We start from the raw sequence: 14,709 nt of genomic DNA, 5'->3' as shown, positions 1-14,709 counted from the left end.
TTGCGCCGGCTGCGATTGGCGCAGCCGAATTGGCCCGAAACGGACCCTGTGTTGAGCGGACAGATAGCATGATGCGCTGAATTACGGCTGAATTTGCGCGAGATCTGCCGTTCAGGAGGAAACGATCCTCCCCTGTTCGAGCGCGAAGCGGTGCTGCGCCAGATCGACCATGGCGCCGCGATGGCCGATGACCAGGATCGTGCAGCTTCCCGCCAGTGACCCGACCGCATCTGCAATGGCCCTTTCCGCATCGCGGTCCACCGCACTGGTCGCTTCGTCCAGGACCAGCAGATCCGGTTCGCGGAGCAAGGCGCGGGCCAGGGCGATACGCTGCCGCTCCCCTCCGGAAAGCGCGCGGCCCGCTTCGCCAAGATTGCAGTCGAGTCCGCCGGGCAGGTCGTAGACGAAGTCAGCGGATGCCCTTGCGATCGCGCGGGCGATCCGCGCATCATCGACACCGGGACAAGCCCACAGCAGGTTGTCGCGCACGGTTCCGCTGAACAGCACGGGTTCCTGCTGGACGTATGCGACGCGCGCGCGCCACGCGTTGCGCGCGCCGCCGTCTAGCGGGGCACCGTCGATCAGCACTTCGCCGCGATCGGGCGATGTCAGGCCGCCCAGAAGATCGGCCACCGTGCTCTTGCCCGCGCCCGAAGGCCCGGTGAGCGCTGCGATGGCACCAGCGGGAATGGACAGGCTTACGCTGTCGAGGGCGGGTTTTCCGCGTTCGTGGTCGAACGACACATTGCGCAACGCGATGGAAGTCTTGAGCCGCGGGGCGGGCTGTGACACCGGCGCTTCGGCCACCGAACCGGCGCGGGCAATCAGGCCGAGCGCTTCGTCGAACGCCGGGGCGGCGTGGTTCCACCCCTGTGCTGCGCCTTGCAGCGCTTCGACCAGCGGCACCGTGCGCACCGCCAGGGCCACGAATGCGAGCAGGATGGCGGGGGGCACCGCCCACGCGGTGACCGCCAGCCACACGACCAGCGCCAGCGCTATCGCCGCGCCCGTCTGCAGCGCCGTACGGGCCACCGCCGTGTCGCGCAGATACAGCCGTTCGGCCTTGCGGAGCCGCGTGAACTCGGTTTGCAGACGTTGCGCCTCGGCGCTTTCCTGCCCGAAGCTCTTGACCAGCCGCAGGCCGGTCAGCATTTCCTCCAGCCGCATGTAGATCGCTTCGTATCGGCGCGACATCGCTTCGCCCAGGCCGCGTGCCCTGCGGCGCAGCCCGCGCAACATCAGCAATGCCGCCGTGGCGGCGACAGATGCGGCCAGTGCGAAGGCGGGTGACAAGACCAGCGCCGCCAGCCCCAGTGCCGCAAGCGACACGGCAACGCGAACCAGCGTGGTGAAATGGTGGACCGCCTCGCCCACTCGGTCGACCGAGGTGATGATAAGCGCGCGGTTTGCGCTCTGGCTCATGGCGGACAGCGCGTGCCATTCGGCGTGGAGGAGGCCGTCCACCGCGCGTTGGCGCAACCCGTCCACCACGGCAATCTGCAGGCGGTGCGCGGCCAGGGTGCGGAATATTTCCGTGATCGACCGTGCCGCAACCAGCAGCACGAACAGCGCCAGCAACACCCCCAGCGGCCAATCCGGAAGTGCGAGGAACGGCAGGCCGACACCGGCCTGGCCCGCGCCGAGCGATCCGAGCAGCGGCACCAGCAATACCAGCCCGACGCCTTCGGTGAGCGCGGCGAATACGGTCAGTCCGGCAAGGGTGGCCATCCGCTTCGCCCCGGCAAGCGCGGCCAGTGTCCGAAGCGCACCTGCCGGGTGCCCGCCTTGCGCTATCCCGCTCACAGGTCGTTGCGCCCCTTTGCCCGCGCGATCATCCGCCCAGCGGCGATCGCGGCAGGCAGCCCTGCGGTGGTGAACGTCAGATCGTCCACATCGCCCCGTGCCGTTTCGGGCAGGCTTTCGACGCGGCGCTTTATAGCGGCAAGGTCGATGATCGAGGCAATATCGGGATCGGACTGCATCCGGGTGATTTCACCCAGAACCGATGACCGGTTGCGTGCGGTCCGCGCAAGCCAGTCCGCCCCGGTCAAACCATGCCGCACGCCCAACCGCTGAGCTTCGGGCATCTTCCCCTTGGCCATCTCCCTTGCGAGCCTGCGGTTTACCCCGTTGTGCAGAAAGATATCGGGCGCCAGGGCAAGGCAATATTCGGCAAGGGCGCGTGTCACGGTGGGATCGCGATAGGGAATGCCATGCCTGCATTCCACCGCCTTGAGGGCATCCCCCCGCCCGCCATCGTCACCGTTTTCGAGCAGGGCGGCAATCTCGCGCGGTCCGTGCGCCCGCGCCGAACCCGTAACCGGCAGATCCGTTTGCGGGCGCGTGCCCCAATGCAGCCGATCAGCGGTATCACGGGGTAGACCCAGATTGGCCAGATACCGCTCGAACGTGTGCCGGTCGGTCCGCCGTGGCAGCAATTGCCGCAGCACAAGCGCGCCAAACTGCCGCCATATCGGGCGCTCCTCATGCGCGCGCAAACGCAGTTCGCGCCACATCCGCCGCCAGCGCAAGCGCAGGAACCAGTGGCGATAAGCCCAGCTTCCCGATGTACTGATTGTGGAGTTCCCCTCGTCCCCGCCCAGCATCGCGGTGCAACCGTTGGCCGCCGCCATCGCGCAGGCATCGGCAAGCTGGAACATGAAGCCGATTTCGCGTGGCGCGCACCGCGAAATGGCCAGCAAGTCATCCATGCCAGTGCGAAAATCGGCGCCGTCGCTGCGGACGGGTTGGAGCGTCAGGCGGTCGCCATGAAAGCGGGCAAAATCCCGCGCCGCGCCGGTCTCGTCGAGCACCCAATTCCGTGGCCAGTCACCCGGTATGGGCTGCGGGGCATCCCCTTCTGGGGCGTAGCAGTATGCGCTGACGTGGCTTTGCGGGCGAACGCGCATGGCGGCCTCGGCGACGAGCGAGGAATCTAGGCCCCCGGAAAGCGAGATGGCAATCCGTTCGTTGCCGCACGTCGCCCCTGCCACAGCGGCATCCAGAAGATGGGACGTCCGCGAAACCGCATCCGCAAGCGATGCGCCGCGCGTCGCCGGATCAGGGGAAAAGCGGTAGCGCCAAAGGTCGCGCGGGCTATCGTCCACCGCACCGATCCAGATCGCACGGCCAAGCGGCATCCGGCCCGTATCCGGGTACCAGCCACGCTCCGCATGGCGAAGGTCGCCTGCCAGGACCGCGCGTTGCAGTTCCAGATCGATCCGCCCGAGCGGCGCGCCGTCGACGAGTTCGAGGCAGCGCAGCAGCGATGCCGCCACGATCCGGTTGGCGTTGCGCTTCCAGTGCAGGGGCGGTGCCGCCAGCGGGCTGCGGGCAAGCCGCAAGCCTGAGGGGCTTGCCCAGATCGCGGCATAATGTCCGTCGACATGGGCGTCGGCCCGATCGCCCCATGCCTGCACGGCGTGGCTGTAGATTTCGCTGTCACCGGCATCGGCGGACAGCGCCAGTTCGCGCCTCAGTTCCGGCCGATTGGCAATCCAGCCATCGAACACGGTTCGGACGGTTCCGATTGCGAATATGGGGTTCGTGCCGGTGCCGGCATCGGCCCATCCGGCCAGCGAAACAGGCGCGCTGTCGTGGATGTGGCACGAACGCAGCCGGGAGGTGCCCAGAAATTCGCCGAGCCGCGCTGCCGGAACAGGCGGCGCGCCGGCGGCCAGGCTGGCGGCGATCACCGTCTGCCTGTCGATCCGGAGCGGATCAGCTTGGGATGCGGTTGGTGTTGATCCCGTTCAGCAGCGAGCCACCCTTGGCCCCCGCGATGTCGCGGATCGCGCCGAGGCGTTCGAGCTGCGGGGGAGACCATGCGGGCCGAGCCGCGGCGTCTGTCTTGATCGAAGATTTGTCCATGCAGCGCCATGCTACCATCACTTTTCCCAATACCAAAGCGCCTTTGAAAGGTTAGGCGAAGGCAACCAGTCGCGCATCGGTCAGCTCTGCAAGGAACGCGGCGGTCTCCATCCTTATTTTCACCGGGTCGCCAGCGAAGTCGCGGCACATCGCATCGGTAATGCGGTCGGCGCTGCGCGTGCCGTCGATCATCCGCCACACCGCCAGCGCGCTACCGGTGAGCGAGAACAGTTCGCCGCCGTCGAGATCGACGATCAGGACCTCGCCATCCACTTGGGTCTCTACGTAATTCGCGGTCAGTTTGCTGGGCACCTTCATGCCGACCGGCCTAGCTGCACTGCGCCATGTGGAAAAGGCATGGAGGGGCGCTTGTTAACCGTCCTTTCGCGCGCGTAGGGCTGGGCAAGGCTATCCCGACAGGGCCCGATACCCATGGCAATACCATTGATCTCCCCTTCCATCCTTTCCGCCGACTTCGCTCGGCTGGGGGAAGAGGTGCGCGCGATCGACGAGGCCGGGGCCGACTGGATCCACGTTGACGTGATGGACGGGCATTACGTGCCGAACATCACCATCGGCCCTGCGGTGGTGAAGGCGCTGCGCCCGCACACGGACAAGCCGTTCGACGTGCACCTGATGATTGCGCCGATCGATCCGTATATCGAGGCGTTCGCCGAAGCGGGGGCGGACATCATTACCGTGCATCCCGAAGCGGGGCCGCATATCCATCGAACGATCCAGGCAATCTCCGCTCTCGGCAAGAAGGCGGGCGTGGTGCTCAATCCCGGCACTCCGGTCGAAACGCTCGATTACCTGCTCGAAGATGTCGATCTCGTGCTGGTGATGAGCGTCAACCCCGGTTTCGGCGGCCAGAGCTTCATCCATTCGCAACTGCGCAAGGTCGAAGCGATCCGCAGGCGCATCGATGCCCTGGGCAAGCCGATCCATCTCGAAGTGGATGGCGGCGTCAACGCCGAAACGGCGCGGCTGTGTATTGACGCGGGTGCCGATGTGCTGGTGGCGGGATCGGCCACGTTCAAGGGTGGTCCGGGGCAATACGCGGCCAACATAGCGGCCCTGAAAGGCCACGGGTGAGCGACGGGTCCCACACCCTGCTGCGCGACGCGCACGAGGCGGACCACGACACGCAGAGCGCCCTGCCGCTGGGTGATGCGGACGAAGGACTGGTAACCGGCGCGAGGGACGATGCCCTTCCCGATGCCGTGCCGCTCGAACCGGGCCGCGCGTTGGCGCTTTCCGATTTCCAGCCGCCGCGGACCGGCGCGGTCGATGGGATGTTACGCTGGGCATACCGGCTCGGGATTCCCGGGTCGATGCTGTCGGCGCCCTTGCGCAAGCCGTCGGCGCTTCGCTTGCTCGGCACGGTGGAAACGCCGCTGCGCGGGGAGCCCGGTGCCGGTATGGCGCTCAGGGCGGGGCAATTTTTCATCCACGGCCTGAAAGCGCCGATCGACAAGGTCGATTGCGCCAGCTGCGCGCCCCTGACCCCGCCGTTCCAGCGTGCTGTGCATGGTTTCACGTGGCTGCGCGATCTTGCGGCCTGCGCGCCGCGCGAAGAATGCGCCGGCGTTGGCGAAAGGCTTTTGCGCAAGTGGCTGGCGGCCAATCCGGAACCGTCGAAGGGCGTTGCCTGGACGGTGGAGCATACGGGTCTGCGCCTGCTGGCGTGGCTGGTTCACGCACCGTTGATCCTTTCGGGCGATGCCGCGCTCCGTAAACGCACTCTCGACGCGATGGAGGCGACCGCACGCTGGCTTGACCGGCAGGTTGCCCGCGCGGAAGACCGCCTGGGACAGGTCGCGGGCTGGTGCGCCATCGTGGCCGCCGGGTTGCTGCTTCCCGATGGCCGCCCGCGCCGCCTCTATGGCGAAGCGGGCTTGCTGCGCTCGCTCGGCGAACTGGTCAGCGAAGATGGCGGCGTTCTGTCGCGCAGCCCGCTGGCGCAGATGGAGGCGATTGCCCTGCTGGTCGATCTCAAGGCCTGTTACGCGGCGGTCGATCGCGATCCGCCGGTTGCGCTCGATACGATGATCTCCCTCCTCGTGCCCCCGCTGCTGACGCTGCGCATGGGCGACAGGGGGCTGGGCAGCTGGCAGGGCGCTGGCGCGACATCGGAAGCCTCGCTTGCCTCGCTCGTCAGCGCGAGCGGTGTGCGCGCACGGCCTGCAAAGGACACGCGCCACTGGGGATACCAGCGCGTCGATGCCGGCAAGAGCGTGCTCGTCTTCGACGCGGCACCCCCGCCGCGCAGCCGCCATGCGCGGTTTGGCTGCGCGTCGACGCTGGCGTTCGAACTGTCGCACAAGGACCACCGGATCATCGTCAATTGCGGCGGTGCCGAACTGGCCGGTGGTCAGGTACCGGTGCGGATCGAGCAGGGTCTGCGCGGAACGTCGGCCCACTCCACCCTTTCGCTCGACGATTCCAATTCCACCGCGGTGCTGATCAAGGGCCAGATCGGTAAGGGCGTGGAAGAGGTCGACATCGCGCGCACCACCGTCCGGCAGAAAGGGCGCGATGCGACCCGCCTCGAAGCGGTGCACAACGGTTACGCCGCGCGCCACGGCCTGCTGCACCGCCGTATCCTGTTGCTGTCCGCCGATGGCGAGGAATTGCGCGGCGAGGATATCCTCGAGCCGTCGGGCCGCAAGGGTCAGCGCGGCAAGATCGGCTTCGCGATCCGGTTCCACCTTGGCCAGGGGGTCGAGGCGGGACTTTCGGAGGACCGGCGCGGCGCAGGCCTGGCTCTGGCCGACGGAAGCTACTGGCAATTCCGCCTCGGAGGCGATAGCGGCGAGGCCGAAATCGGCATCGAAGACAGCCTCTGGACCGACGGGCACGGACGACCCCGCGCCACGAGCCAGCTTGTCGTCGAAGGGCTGACGGCGCGCAGCGGGGGACGGTTCCCCTGGCTGCTCAAACGAATGGGATGATTTTCAAGTGACGAACGTGGCGATCAAGCGGGCACTGCTCTCGGTGTCCGACAAGGGCGGTTTGGTGGAACTGGGCAAGGCGCTGGCGGCGCGCGGTGTCGAACTGGTATCGACGGGCGGAACAGCCAAGGCCCTTCGCGAGGCCGGGCTCGATGTGCGCGATGTTTCCGATCTCACCGGCTTTCCCGAAATGATGGACGGGCGGGTCAAGACGCTGCACCCGATGGTCCACGGCGGCCTTCTGGCGGTGCGCGACAACGCGGAACACGCGGCCGCCATGGACGCGCACGGCATCGGCGCGATCGACCTGGTGGTGGTCAACCTCTACCCCTTCGAAGCCACCGTCATGCGCGGCGCATCGCGTGACGAGATCATCGAGAATATCGACATCGGCGGGCCCAGCATGGTGCGTTCGGCGGCGAAGAACCACCAGTTCGTGACCATCGTCACCGATCCGGCGGATTACGATACGCTGCTGGGCGAGCTTGAAGGGTCGAACGGGTCAACATCGCTGGATTTCCGCCGCAAGATGGCGGCCAAGGCCTTTTCGGCCACCGCGGCGTATGATTCCATGATCAGCCAGTGGTTCGCCTTTGCCGACCAGCAACAGCTTTTCCCCGACATGCTGGCCATCAACGGCAAGGCGCCGGTGGAACTGCGTTACGGCGAAAACCCGCATCAGAAAGCGGCGCTTTACACGCCTGCCGGTCCGCACGCGCACGGCATCGCGCAGGCCCGCCAGTTGCAGGGCAAGGAGCTGAGTTACAACAATTACAACGACGCGGATGCGGCGCTGGAATTGTGCGCCGAATTCGCCGGCGGCGCCCCGGCCGTGGTGATCGTGAAGCACGCCAACCCATGCGGCGTGGCGCAGGCGGCGACGCTGATCGACGCCTGGAACGACGCGCTGCAATGCGACAGCGTTTCGGCCTTCGGGGGCATCGTGGCCGTCAACACCGAACTGGATGCCGAAACGGCTGCGGCGATCTGCGAGATATTTACCGAGGTCGTCATCGCGCCGTCCGTCAGCGATGGCGCGCGCGAAGCGTTTGCCAGGAAGAAGAACCTGCGCCTGCTGGTAACGGGCGACTTGCCCGATCCGCGCCGCGCCGGCCTCACGGTCAAGCCGATTACCGGCGGGCTTCTGGTCCAGACGCGCGACAATGGCGCGATAAGCGAAGCCGACCTCAAGGTCGTGACCAAGCGCGAGCCGACTTCCCGGGAACTGAAGGATTGCCTGTTCGCCTGGACCGTGGCCCGCCACGTGAAATCCAACGCGATCGTCTATGCCCGAAACGGCGCGACCGCAGGCATCGGCGCCGGTCAGATGAACCGCCGCGATTCGTCGCGTATCGCCGCGATGAAGGCCGCAGAAGCCGCCGAAACCTACGGGTGGAGCGAAAGCCGCACCGTGGGCAGCGCGGTGGCTTCGGATGCGTTCTTCCCGTTTGCCGATGGCCTTCTGGCCGCTGCCGAAGCGGGCGCGACGGCGATCATCCAGCCTGGCGGGTCGATCCGCGACGATGAGGTGATCGCTGCGGCCGACGAAGCCGGCCTGGCGATGGTGTTCACCGGGATGCGCCATTTCCGCCATTGATCGCCGCAATCGGCGGCGCGTGCGCCTCTGATCGCATGAACAAATCACAACCATCGCATTAACCGCGTTGCAATCGCGGTGCGTGTACCCACGTGGGCAACGCTCACGAAAGAACCAGAACGATGACCCTTTTCACTTCGGATCTCTATCGCAATTTCGGCATCGGCTTCGGCCTTGGCGCTGTTGGCGTCCTGCTGTCGAACGGCGCTGCAATTGTCTCGGCCGTTCCGCAACTGGTGGCTTCGATCCTTTGATGCGCGTGCGGGCGGCCCTCCTTGGCGCAGCCCTGGTGCTGGGCGCTTCGGCGTGCCAGCAACCGGCCAATGCGGCCGAAGAAGTGGTTTCCGCCCCCGCGGCAAAGCGGGTCGCGAAAGAGGGGAGCGGTCTGAAGACCGCCGTTTTCTCGGGCGGTTGTTTCTGGGGCGTCGAAGGTGTGTTCAGCCATGTGAAGGGCGTCAAAAGCGCGGTTTCCGGCTATCACGGCGGCACCAGTCGGCAGGCGAATTACAAGCTGGTGTCATCGGGAATCACCGACCATGCAGAAGCCGTCAAGGTCACGTACGATCCGTCGGTAATCCGTTACGATCAGCTTTTGCGTATCTTCTTTTCCGTCGTCACCGATCCCACCCAGCTCAACCGGCAGGGCCCCGATGTCGGCGCCCATTATCGCAACGCCCTGGTCCCGCAATCGGCGGAACAGGCGGCGGTGGCGAAATCCTATCTCGCCCAGTTGAAGCGCGCCAGGTTGTGGAACGCGCCGATCGTGACCCGTATCGAACCGGCAAAATCCTTCTACCCGGCGGAAACCTATCATCAGGATTTCATGATCAAGAATCCGCGTCACGGATACATCGTGCGGTGGGACGCACCCAAGGTCGCCGCGCTCAAACGGATGTATCCCGGCGTCTACTCGGCCAGCTTCCAGCGCAACTAACTTGAACGCGCGCGCCGCCGCGCCTAATTCACCGTTCATGGCAGGTCATAAGCACAAAGAGCATTCGGGCGACGCGCTGGTGGAAGCCGCGCGGCACACGCTCACCGAACATGGCGAACAATGGACCGGTATGCGCCAGTCCGTTTTCGAGGAACTGGCCGAACACGACAAACCGGCCTCGGCTTACGACATTGCCGATAATCTTTCGGCAGCGCGGGGCAAACGGGTGGCGCCCAACAGCGTGTACCGCATCCTCGACCTGTTCGTGCGGACCAATCTGGCCAACCGGATCGAAAGCGCGAACGCCTACCTCGTGAACACCCATCCCGGGTGCCGCCATGACTGCATTTTCCTGATTTGCGACGATTGCGGCAAGGCCAGCCACCTCGATGACGAGCGCGTGACCGGCGCGCTGCGCGATGCCGGCAAGGACGCCGGTTTTACCGACGTGCGCCCGGTGGTGGAATTGCGCGGCCTGTGCGACGAGTGCGCCGCCTGAAAGCTAGCGCCAGGGCGTGTCTTCCCCGCGATAATGGGTTCATCGACAGTTGCGTTTTCCGGGTGTAAAGCCCTGACATGACTTCGCGACCCAATACGCCGCTGCTCGACACGGTCGACACTCCGGCAGACCTTCGCAAACTCGACAAGTCGCAACTGCGCCAGCTGTCGGACGAATTGCGGGCAGAAATGATCGATGCTGTCGGCACCACCGGCGGACACCTTGGCTCGGGGCTCGGGGTGGTCGAACTGACCACTGCCATCCACTATGTTTTCAACACGCCGGAAGACAAGCTGGTGTGGGACGTGGGGCACCAGTGCTATCCCCACAAGATCCTGACCGGGCGGCGCGACCGCATCCGCACCCTGAGGCAGGGGGGCGGTCTTTCCGGTTTTACCAAGCGCAGCGAAAGCGAATACGATCCGTTCGGCGCGGCGCACAGCTCGACCTCGATTTCAGCCGCGCTGGGCTTCGCGATGGCGAACATGATGCAGGGACGGTCGGGCCGCGGCATCGCTGTCATCGGCGATGGCGCGATGAGCGCGGGCATGGCCTACGAAGCGATGAACAACGCCGAGCAGGCGGGAAATCGCCTGATCGTGATCCTGAACGATAACGACATGTCGATCGCCCCGCCGGTGGGCGGCCTTTCCGCCTATCTGGCGCGAACCGTGTCGAGCAGCGAATATCTCGGATTGCGGAGCCTTGCCTCGCGCATCTCGAAGAAACTGAGCCGCAAGGTCCACGACGGTCTGGAAAAGGCGGAGGAATACGCCCGCGGCATGGTGACCGGCGGGACCTTGTTCGAGGAACTGGGCTTTTATTACGTTGGCCCGATCGACGGCCACAATCTCGACCATTTGCTGCCGGTTCTGGAAAACGTCCGCGATAGCGAACAGGGTCCGGTATTGATCCATGTCGTCACGCAAAAGGGCAAGGGTTACGCGCCTGCCGAAAACAGCGCCGACAAGTATCATGGCGTGGCCAAGTTCGATGTCATCACCGGCGAACAGAAGAAAGGCCCGGCCGGGCCGCCCGCATACCAGAACGTATTCGGCGATACGCTGGCCAAGCTGGCCCAAACCGACACGCGCATCTGCGCCATTACCGCCGCCATGCCCAGCGGCACAGGCGTCGACCGGTTTGCCAAGGCGCACCCTGACCGCGCCTTCGATGTCGGGATTGCCGAACAGCATGGCGTGACCTTTGCCGCCGGCCTTGCCGCCGAAGGAATGCGCCCTTTCTGCGCCATTTATTCCACCTTCCTGCAACGCGCCTACGATCAGGTCGTGCACGATGTCGCGATCCAGAACCTTCCGGTGCGGTTTGCCATCGACCGCGCAGGCCTTGTCGGCGCGGACGGCTGCACCCATGCGGGCAGCTTTGACATCACCTATCTCGCCACCCTGCCCAACATGGTCGTGATGGCCGCCGCCGACGAGGCGGAACTGGCCCACATGACGTACACGGCAGCGGAATACGACGATGGCCCGATCGCCTTTCGTTATCCGCGCGGCAGCGGCACGGGCGTCGCCATTCCGGAAAAGCTGGAACAGCTGGAAATCGGCAAAGGCCGCATCGTGCGCGAAGGCACCAAGGTTGCGATCCTGTCGCTGGGTGCACGGCTGGAAGAGGCCAAGAAGGCCGCCGACCAGCTGGAAGCCAAGGGACTGTCGACCACGGTGGCCGACATGCGCTTCGCCAAGCCGCTCGACACCGCGCTGATCGAAAAGCTCATGCGTAGCCACGAGGTCGTGGTCACGGTCGAGGAAGGTGCCATCGGCGGCCTTGGCGCACACGTCCTGACCTTCGCTTCGGACGAGGGGCTGACGGATAACGGGCTGAAGGTGCGCACCATGCGGCTGCCCGACGTGTTCCAGGATCATGACGATCCCACGAAGCAGTACGACGAAGCGGGCCTGAACGCGCCGCAGATGGTGGATACGGTGCTGGGCGCACTGCGCCACAACAGCGCCGGCGTGGAAGAGGCGCGGGCCTGATCGAGCGTGCGGCGCCGCAGCGCAAAGGGCCTGCGCGCTTGTTCCTGACCGCCGCCGCCATCCTTGTCGGCGCGTATGGCACGATCGCTGCCGCTGCGTATTTCGCGCAAGGCGCCCTGATCTATCCAGCCCCGCGCGCCATCGCGCCCAAGACCGGCGGCTTCGAGGAAATCTCCTATCCAACCGCCGACGGCCTTGACCTGGTTGCGGGATACAGGGCAGCTGAAGGCGGCAAGCCGACCGTCGTCTATTTTCATGGCAATGGCGCAGACTGGACATCGAGCGTGGTCGCCACCGACCGGCTGGTTCCGAACGGTTACGGCGTGCTGGCCGCCGAATATCGCGGCTATCGCGGAAACCCCGGAAGCCCCAGCGAACAGGGTTTCTATAAGGACGGCCAGGCAGCGTTCGCATATCTTGCGTCACGCGGCGTGGCCGCCGACAGCATCGTGGTGATCGGCAATTCGATTGGATCGGGTGTCGCGGTCCAGATGGCGGTCGACCATTCCCCGCTCGCGCTTGTGCTCATTTCACCCTTCGCAAGCCTGACCCAGCTGGTTGCGGAAAAAGCCCGCTGGTTGCCGACCGGCCTGTTGCTGCGCGATCGCTATGACAATCACCGCAAACTGCCTGATGTCGCCGCGCCAATCCTGATTCTTCACGGCGATGCCGATACCTTGATCCCGCATCCGCACGCGAACCGGCTGGCGCAGGCCAACGCTTCGGCACGGTTGATCATATTTGAGGGTTACGGACACGATCTGGCGTGGCACGATGTTGCCGAAGACGCCGTGCTGGAATTCCTGCACGCACAGACATCGGAGAGAGCCGGAGAATGACCCTGCTGCAAACGAGCCGGAATGGCCACATCGTCACCCTGACACTCAACCGGCCGGACACGATGAACCCGCTAGGCGCGAAGGGTGATGGCGATGCGTTTGCGGCGGCCTGCGATGCAATCAACGCCGACATGGACGTGCGCTGCTTGATCCTGACCGGCGCGGGGCGGGCGTTCAGTGCGGGCGGCGATATCAAGGCGATGAAGGAGCGGACCGGCACCTTTGGCGGGACCGCGCCGGAGATTTCCGACGGCTATCGCAACAACATCCACAAGGTGCTGCGCGCGCTTTACAGCTTGCGCGTGCCGTTGATCGCGGCGGTCAACGGTCCGGCGATCGGGCTCGGCTGCGATCTTGCCTGCCTCGGCGATATCCGCATCGCTTCGGACAAGGCAAAGTTTGGTGTGACCTTCCTCAAGCTGGGAATCATCCCCGGCGACGGCGGCACGTGGATCCTGCCGCGGATCATCGGCGAGGCGCGGGCGGCAGAGCTGTTCTACACCGGCGACGTCATTGATGCGGCCACCGCGCTCGACTGGGGCCTGGTCAGCCGGGTTGTCGCAGGCGAAGCCCTGCTCGACGAAGCGCAGGCCCTGGCGGCAAGGATCGCCGCGATGCCACCCCACGCGCTGCGCCATGCCAAGAACCTCATGCGGCAGGGCCGTTCGGTGACTTACGACACCGCGCTCGAATTGGCGGCCAACACGCAGGCGATGATGCACCTGACGCAGGACCACATGGAGGGGATCGACGCGCTGCTGGAAAAACGCGCGCCCGACTTCAAGGGGGTCTAGTTCAGCCGATCCAGCGCCAGATGCCGGCAGGTATCCCGGCGGCATGGATATGCGCCCAGGTAATCGCGAGCCATGCGACCAGCGCGACCAGCCACAAGACTGCGCCGGTTTCGCGCAACCTGCCCCATCGCGGCCAGTAACTGGTCCGCGATTCCCACTGCGTCCAGGCGTCGCCCATCAACGCCTCCTTCTTGCGGTCCTGCAGCCGCGCACCGACAAGCGCGAGAATGAGGATGGCGAGCGCGACGATCACCGTGCGCCAGCTCCACCACAGCACGAGATGCGAAATCGCCCACAGCGCGAAACCCCACATCATCGGATGGCGCGTGACCTTCATCGCGCCGGAGGGCTCCTGCGTCGCGATTTTTTCCGCACCGGGGGCGGGCAAGGCAGGATTGCGAACGAGCGATCCGAAGAACAGCACGAGAGCGGGAAGTGTCAGCACGGTTGCAAGGATCCAGCCCACATCGCCGGTTCCGCCCAATCCGCCGGGCGGAGACGCGGTGAACGCGAAGTACATCCACACCATGCAGGCGGCGGCGACGACGCTGTAAAGGCCGAGAAAGCCTGTCGCGCCGACCGCGCGGACCAAGGGCGCGCGCAGTGGATGCGAAAAGGCAAAATGCGTTCCGACCAAAGCGATCGAAGCAGCGGCGAGTGATGTAAGCGGTTCCATCGTTACCTCCCCCCAAAGGATGGGCAACGCGGTATCACACAGTGCGTTATTGCGCGATATCGATCAGCTTGACCTTGAACACCAGGGTCGACCCGCCGGGGATCGGCCCCTTGCCCGCAGCGCCATAGGCGAGATCGGCCGGTGCCGCGATTTCGATGGTGTCACCCACCCCCATCTGCGGAATGGCGATCTGCCACGCCTTGATCAGCCGGCCGAGCGGGAAGGTCGCGGGTTCGCCGCGGTCGAAGCTGCTGTCGAAGGTTTCGCCATCGATGAAGGTGCCGGCGTAATGAACCGTGACCGTGTCTTCCACCGTGGGTTTGCGATCGCTGGCCGCGTATTCGACATACCGCCAGCGCAGGCCGCCCGGCATGTAACGCCAGCCATCTTCCGCCTTGAGCCCAGCCAAATACGCCTGCTGCGCGCTCATCCACGCCATGTCCTGCGACCGGTCGGGCGGGCTGTCCTGCGCGGAGAGACCGTGGAGGCCGACGGCCGCCGCTGCCGCGCCCAGCGCGATCAATGTGGTGCGAAGTTCTTTCACGG

15 protein-coding genes are annotated in these 14,709 nt (G+C 65.5%); 9 read left to right on the top strand and 6 right to left on the bottom strand.

Annotated features, from left to right (window positions below; all coding sequences use genetic code 11):
- Positions 1-111: 111 nt before the first annotated feature.
- The 4 genes from VR863_RS12385 to VR863_RS12370 are packed head-to-tail and all read right to left on the bottom strand — an operon-like array spanning position 112 to position 4,188.
- Complete coding sequence (locus VR863_RS12385; RefSeq protein ID WP_324828778.1) at positions 112-1,803, bottom strand: ABC transporter ATP-binding protein; 1,692 nt, start codon at positions 1,801-1,803, stop codon at positions 112-114.
- Positions 1,800-3,695 (bottom strand): asparagine synthase-related protein, encoded by a 1,896-nt coding sequence (locus VR863_RS12380; protein WP_324828777.1) that lies wholly within the window; start codon positions 3,693-3,695, stop codon positions 1,800-1,802. The genes VR863_RS12385 and VR863_RS12380 overlap by 4 nt, the downstream gene beginning before the upstream one ends.
- Positions 3,696-3,720: 25 nt before the next feature.
- Positions 3,721-3,870 carry a hypothetical protein gene (locus tag VR863_RS12375; protein ID WP_324828776.1) on the bottom strand — a complete coding sequence of 50 codons (150 nt, stop codon included), beginning with the start codon at positions 3,868-3,870 and terminating at the stop codon, positions 3,721-3,723.
- A 51-nt stretch (positions 3,871-3,921) separates the two neighbouring features.
- Positions 3,922-4,188 carry a PqqD family protein gene (locus VR863_RS12370; RefSeq protein ID WP_324828775.1) on the bottom strand — a complete coding sequence of 89 codons (267 nt, stop codon included), beginning with the start codon at positions 4,186-4,188 and terminating at the stop codon, positions 3,922-3,924.
- Positions 4,189-4,302: 114 nt separating this feature from the next.
- On the opposite strand from VR863_RS12370, the gene rpe reads away from it, so the two are divergent.
- From rpe to VR863_RS12325, 9 genes are all read left to right on the top strand, one after another.
- Positions 4,303-4,965, top strand: a complete 663-nt coding sequence (gene rpe, locus VR863_RS12365) for a ribulose-phosphate 3-epimerase (RefSeq protein ID WP_324828774.1) — start codon at positions 4,303-4,305, stop codon at positions 4,963-4,965.
- The gene (locus tag VR863_RS12360) at positions 4,962-6,824 is read left to right on the top strand and encodes a heparinase II/III family protein (protein WP_324828773.1); all 1,863 of its coding nucleotides are present in this window, start codon (positions 4,962-4,964) and stop codon (positions 6,822-6,824) included. The genes rpe and VR863_RS12360 overlap by 4 nt, the downstream gene beginning before the upstream one ends.
- Positions 6,825-6,831: 7 nt before the next feature.
- Positions 6,832-8,421, top strand: a complete 1,590-nt coding sequence (gene purH / locus VR863_RS12355; protein WP_324828772.1) for a bifunctional phosphoribosylaminoimidazolecarboxamide formyltransferase/IMP cyclohydrolase — start codon at positions 6,832-6,834, stop codon at positions 8,419-8,421.
- Between the two features lie 122 nt (positions 8,422-8,543).
- Positions 8,544-8,675, top strand: a complete 132-nt coding sequence (locus tag VR863_RS12350; protein ID WP_324828771.1) for a hypothetical protein — start codon at positions 8,544-8,546, stop codon at positions 8,673-8,675.
- Entirely contained in the window at positions 8,675-9,355 is a 681-nt protein-coding gene (msrA, locus tag VR863_RS12345; RefSeq protein WP_324828770.1) for a peptide-methionine (S)-S-oxide reductase MsrA, read from the top strand. The genes VR863_RS12350 and msrA overlap by 1 nt, the downstream gene beginning before the upstream one ends.
- Positions 9,356-9,392: 37 nt before the next feature.
- Positions 9,393-9,854 (top strand): Fur family transcriptional regulator, encoded by a 462-nt coding sequence (locus VR863_RS12340; protein ID WP_324828769.1) that lies wholly within the window; start codon positions 9,393-9,395, stop codon positions 9,852-9,854.
- A gap of 77 nt (positions 9,855-9,931) precedes the next feature.
- Positions 9,932-11,854, top strand: a complete 1,923-nt coding sequence (gene dxs / locus VR863_RS12335) for a 1-deoxy-D-xylulose-5-phosphate synthase (protein ID WP_324828768.1) — start codon at positions 9,932-9,934, stop codon at positions 11,852-11,854.
- A gap of 38 nt (positions 11,855-11,892) precedes the next feature.
- Positions 11,893-12,693, top strand: coding sequence for an alpha/beta hydrolase (locus tag VR863_RS12330; protein ID WP_324828767.1), 801 nt, complete (start codon positions 11,893-11,895; stop codon positions 12,691-12,693).
- Positions 12,690-13,487, top strand: a complete 798-nt coding sequence (locus tag VR863_RS12325) for a crotonase/enoyl-CoA hydratase family protein (protein WP_324828766.1) — start codon at positions 12,690-12,692, stop codon at positions 13,485-13,487. Before VR863_RS12330 ends, VR863_RS12325 begins: the two co-directional genes overlap by 4 nt.
- 1 nt (position 13,488) lies before the next feature.
- Here the strand turns inward: VR863_RS12325 and VR863_RS12320 are convergent, their stop codons facing one another.
- Positions 13,489-14,163, bottom strand: coding sequence for an NnrU family protein (locus VR863_RS12320; protein WP_324828765.1), 675 nt, complete (start codon positions 14,161-14,163; stop codon positions 13,489-13,491).
- A 46-nt stretch (positions 14,164-14,209) separates the two neighbouring features.
- Positions 14,210-14,707, bottom strand: a complete 498-nt coding sequence (locus VR863_RS12315) for an FKBP-type peptidyl-prolyl cis-trans isomerase (RefSeq protein ID WP_324828763.1) — start codon at positions 14,705-14,707, stop codon at positions 14,210-14,212.
- Between the last annotated feature and the right edge of the window lie 2 nt (positions 14,708-14,709).

Origin of the sequence: Qipengyuania zhejiangensis (genome assembly GCF_035607565.1) — a bacterium.
Taxonomy (GTDB): Bacteria; Pseudomonadota; Alphaproteobacteria; order Sphingomonadales; family Sphingomonadaceae; genus Qipengyuania; species Qipengyuania zhejiangensis.
The sequence above is the reverse complement of the archived record's forward strand: the minus strand, read 5'-3'. Positions and strand labels throughout refer to the sequence as shown.

Bases quoted from the DNA above. Each gene is read 5' to 3' on its own strand.
- VR863_RS12375 (WP_324828776.1), bottom strand. From the start codon at position 3,870: ATGGACAAATCTTCGATCAAGACAGACGCCGCGGCTCGGCCCGCATGG.
- VR863_RS12370 (WP_324828775.1), bottom strand. From the start codon at position 4,188: ATGAAGGTGCCCAGCAAACTGACCGCGAATTACGTAGAGACCCAAGTG.
- rpe (WP_324828774.1), top strand. From the start codon at position 4,303: ATGGCAATACCATTGATCTCCCCTTCCATCCTTTCCGCCGACTTCGCT.
- VR863_RS12350 (WP_324828771.1), top strand. From the start codon at position 8,544: ATGACCCTTTTCACTTCGGATCTCTATCGCAATTTCGGCATCGGCTTC.
- msrA (WP_324828770.1), top strand. From the start codon at position 8,675: ATGCGCGTGCGGGCGGCCCTCCTTGGCGCAGCCCTGGTGCTGGGCGCT.
- VR863_RS12340 (WP_324828769.1), top strand. From the start codon at position 9,393: ATGGCAGGTCATAAGCACAAAGAGCATTCGGGCGACGCGCTGGTGGAA.
- dxs (WP_324828768.1), top strand. From the start codon at position 9,932: ATGACTTCGCGACCCAATACGCCGCTGCTCGACACGGTCGACACTCCG.
- VR863_RS12325 (WP_324828766.1), top strand. From the start codon at position 12,690: ATGACCCTGCTGCAAACGAGCCGGAATGGCCACATCGTCACCCTGACA.
- VR863_RS12320 (WP_324828765.1), bottom strand. From the start codon at position 14,163: ATGGAACCGCTTACATCACTCGCCGCTGCTTCGATCGCTTTGGTCGGA.